Source organism: Kitasatospora sp. NPDC059088 (assembly GCF_042738155.1).
Lineage (GTDB): Bacteria > Actinomycetota > Actinomycetes > Streptomycetales > Streptomycetaceae > Kitasatospora.
Genome location: NZ_JBHYGR010000055.1, coordinates 54068 through 57453 on the forward strand (window position 1 = coordinate 54068; position 3386 = coordinate 57453).

The following is a 3386-nucleotide window of genomic DNA, read 5'->3' on the forward strand; positions in this document are numbered from 1 at the left end:
CGCGTGTGCGGCCGGGCGGGCGGGCCCCGGGGGGGGGCCGCGGGTGGTGTTGGTGCGGGGGTCCCGGGCCCCCCGGGGCGGGTCGGGGCGGCAGCGGCGAGGTGCCGGCAGCGCGGGCAGAACCGGGCGCCGACGCGCACGCCGAACGGGTGGCGGTAGCGGACGATGGTGCGCGGCTGTTCCTGGCACAGTGTCCGGTCGTCGCCGACCGCGGCGTGCTCCGGTTCGTCCGGTTCGCCCTCGACGGTGCAGGCCCCGAAGGTGGCGGGTTGCCGGGCGGTGGCGAAGGACCAGCCGGTGGGCGTGTCGGTGTTCATGCGCGCGACCCTGCCACGGCGGCGGGGGCGCGGGCATCCGCTTTTCCGTGGCACCCGGCCCCCGGCTGCGGGTCCCGGCGGCGGCGATCTAGGGTGGCCGCATGATCTCCTCTCCGATATCCGGCCCGATATCCGACCCCGCCGAGGCGCTGCGGGTGCTGCTGGAGGGCAATGCCCGTTTCGTCGGCGGCAGCCCCGAGCACCCCAACCAGGACGCCGGGAGGCGGGCCGCGCTGGGGGCGGCGCAGAAGCCGTTCGCGGTGCTGTTCGGCTGTTCCGACTCCCGACTGGCCGCCGAGATCATCTTCGACCGGGGCCTGGGTGACCTGTTCGTGGTGCGCACCGCCGGTCATGTGACCGGCGCGGAGGCGCTGGGCAGCATCGAGTACGGGGCGGCGGTGCTGGACTGCCCGCTGGTGGTGGTGCTCGGGCACGACTCGTGCGGCGCGGTGGCGGCGGCGCTGGACTCCCTGGAGCAGGGCAGGCTGCCCGGCGGCTTCGTGCGGGACGTGGTGGAGCGGGTGACGCCGAGCGTGCTGTCGGCGAAGGCGGCGGGCATCGAGGACCCGGACGCGATCGTGGACGAGCACATCCGCCAGACGGTGGACCTGCTGCTGGAGCGCTCGCAGCTGCTGGCCGCCCGGGTCGCCGAGGGGCGGGCCGCGGTGGTGGGCCTGTCGTACCGGCTGACCGACGGCCAGGCCCGTACGGTCGCCGTCCGCGGCCTGGGCTGACCCCCCGGCGCCGCGTGCTGCGGGTGCGGGAACGCGGTGTCCGATCCCCGCCAGCGCCGGGGCGCGGGCGGGGGCAGAGTCGGTGTCCGGTCGCGGACCGTCCGGTCCGGGCCACCGACTCATCCGATGCGAGGACGGCTCTTCCCGTGCACAAGGTCACCGATCTCAAGGTTCTCTACTTCGGCACCCCGGTGGTGCTGATCGGCTCGCGCAACGAGGACGGCAGCGCCAACCTGGCGCCGATGTCCTCGGCCTGGTGGCTGGGGCAGACCTGCGTGCTGGGGCTGGGCAACAGCTCCCAGACGTCGGTCAACCTGCGGCGCGAGGGCGAGTGCGTGCTCAACCTGCCCTCGGCCGGGCAGGTCGACGCCGTGGACGCGCTCGCGCTGCTGACCGCCAACCCGCGGATCACCGAGCACCGGCTCGCGCAGGGCTACCGGCACGAGCGGGGGAAGTTCGCCGCCGCGGGGCTGACCGAGCTGCCCGGTGAGCTGGTGGCGGCGCCGCGGGCGGCCGAGTGCCCGGTGCAGCTGGAGTGCCGGCTGGAGGAGGCCCGGCCGCTGGCGGGCAACCCGGGGTGCACCGCCTTCGAGGTCTCGGTGGTGCGCGCGCACGTGGAGGAGCGGCTGATCGTGCCGGGCACCGACCACTACGTGGACCCGGTCGGCTGGGACCCGCTGATCATGAAGTTCTGCGAGTTCTTCGGCGAGGGGCGGCGGCTGACGCCCTCGCGGCTGGCGGAGGGCTGGCAGATGCCGGGGAGGATGCCGGCCGCGGTGTGAGGCGGCCGGGCCGCACCCCGGGCCGCGTCCTGGGGCCCCGGCTCGGACGTCCTGGGGCCCCGGCTCAGGCGACGGTCGCCCCGCAGGAGTCGCACACCCGGGTCGCGGGCAGTTCCAGGAAGCAGTTGGGGCAGATCGCCGGCGGGCGCGGGGTGGTCGCGGTGGCCGCGGCGGCCGCGGGGGCGGCGGCGGCGCTCTTGCGGCGGGTCACCGTGGTCTTCAGGCGCGGGGCCAGGGCGGGGATGCCGCCGTCGGCGGGCAGGTCGGCGCCGAAGTGCCGGTAGCAGGCGAGCCGGGCGGCGGCGGCGTGCTGCTCGCGGTCCATCTCGTCCAGGACGGGCGGCTGCCCGGCGACCTCCAGCACGTCCTGGTAGCCGGCCCCGACCATGCCGTCGGTGGCGTTCACGACCAGGGCGGTCAGCGGCGGGTCGCCGCGCCGGTGGGCCTCGCGCACCACCAGGGCCAGCACCTTGCCGATCCAGTGCCGCTGGTTGACGCTGGTGCGCACCCCGGAGGCCTGCTGGACGGCCTCGGCCAGCTCGGCGTAGGTGATCACCGCGTGGTAGCGGTGGGCCACGTCCACCAGGGCCGGGTAGGCCGCCCTGGTCCACACGATGTGCGCCTGGCTGACGGCGACGGCCGTGCCGTCCGCCTCCCGCCAGTAGCCGCGCTGCTGCTGCGTCATCCCGTCCGCCCCTCGTCCCGTCGCGCCTGTCGGCCCCCGCCGGGAGCGAGGCTACCCCGCGGCGGTGTCCGGTTTCCTGTCGGGGGCGCGGCCGGGGGGCTTGACTTCAAGTGCTGTTGAAGTCGTCGAATGGGTGCCGACCGCAGCCGTACGGGCTTTCCGCGGTCGATGCCCCGCCCGTACGGGAACGGACCGGGGCCGGGGCCGCCTCCCTTCGATCGTGCCGTTGGCGGCCCCGGCCCTCGTCACCGTTGCCTCACCGGTGCCTCACCGCCGCGCGGCGAGGCCGTCCAGGGTGAGGTCGAGCAGGCGCTCGGCCTGCTCGCGGTGCCCGGCGCCCGCCGAGGTGAGGGCGATGCCCTCCAGGGCGGCGGCGAGGTCGGTGGGCCGGATGTCGGTGCGGATCGCGCCGGCGGCCGCGCAGGCGTCCATGAGCGTGGTGACGGCGGCCCGGATCATCTCCCGGCTGCCGCCGTAGGGGTTGGCCCCGGTGGCGGCGATGGCGCGCAGGGCGTCGATCATGCCGTACTTGGCGGTGGCGTAGTCCAGGAACAGGCGGGTCCAGGCGCGCAGCGCCTGCTCGGGCGGCCGCTCGGCGAGCAGGGCGGGGGCGGCCTCGCACAGCTGGGCCACCTCGTTGCGGTAGACCGCCTCGATCAGGTCCTCCCGGGTGGGGAAGTTGCGGTAGAGGGTGGCGCTGCCCACGCCCGCCTCCTTGGCGATGCGCTCCAGGTGCGCGTCCGGCCCCTGCTCCCCGAACACGCGCGCGGCGGTGGTGAGGATCTTCTCCCGGTTGCGCCGCGCGTCGGCCCGCAGCGGCCGGGGGGCTGCGTCGGTCATCGGTGGTCGCCGTTCCCTTCGTCGATGG

At 75.9% G+C, this 3386-nt stretch carries 4 protein-coding genes and 1 pseudogene; 2 read left to right on the top strand and 3 right to left on the bottom strand.

What is annotated here, in order from left to right:
* Window positions 1–317 (bottom strand): annotated as a pseudogene (locus ACFWXO_RS24260) (hypothetical protein); the annotation flags it as partial.
* A gap of 101 nt (window positions 318–418) precedes the next feature.
* Between ACFWXO_RS24260 and ACFWXO_RS24265 the strand changes: the two are divergent.
* Together ACFWXO_RS24265 and ACFWXO_RS24270 are read left to right on the top strand one after the other, a co-directional pair.
* A complete protein-coding gene (locus ACFWXO_RS24265; RefSeq protein WP_375896771.1) occupies window positions 419–1051 on the top strand; it encodes a carbonic anhydrase in 633 nt (210 codons plus the stop codon).
* 146 nt (window positions 1052–1197) lie between these two features.
* Complete coding sequence (locus ACFWXO_RS24270; protein ID WP_380525875.1) at window positions 1198–1833, top strand: flavin reductase family protein; 636 nt, start codon at window positions 1198–1200, stop codon at window positions 1831–1833.
* Window positions 1834–1897: 64 nt separating this feature from the next.
* On the opposite strand, the gene ACFWXO_RS24275 is transcribed toward ACFWXO_RS24270, so the two are convergent.
* Both ACFWXO_RS24275 and ACFWXO_RS24280 read right to left on the bottom strand, forming a co-directional pair.
* The gene (locus tag ACFWXO_RS24275; protein WP_375896766.1) at window positions 1898–2518 is read right to left on the bottom strand and encodes a hypothetical protein; all 621 of its coding nucleotides are present in this window, start codon (window positions 2516–2518) and stop codon (window positions 1898–1900) included.
* Between the two features lie 267 nt (window positions 2519–2785).
* Window positions 2786–3358 carry a TetR/AcrR family transcriptional regulator gene (locus tag ACFWXO_RS24280; RefSeq protein ID WP_380525877.1) on the bottom strand — a complete coding sequence of 191 codons (573 nt, stop codon included), beginning with the start codon at window positions 3356–3358 and terminating at the stop codon, window positions 2786–2788.
* Window positions 3359–3386 lie beyond the last annotated feature (28 nt).

What these genes read in the sequence shown, in the direction of transcription:
- ACFWXO_RS24275 (WP_375896766.1), bottom strand. Translation starts at nt 2,518, where the DNA reads ATGACGCAGCAGCAGCGCGGCTACTGGCGGGAGGCGGACGGCACGGCC.
- ACFWXO_RS24265 (WP_375896771.1), top strand. Translation starts at nt 419, where the DNA reads ATGATCTCCTCTCCGATATCCGGCCCGATATCCGACCCCGCCGAGGCG.
- ACFWXO_RS24280 (WP_380525877.1), bottom strand. Translation starts at nt 3,358, where the DNA reads ATGACCGACGCAGCCCCCCGGCCGCTGCGGGCCGACGCGCGGCGCAAC.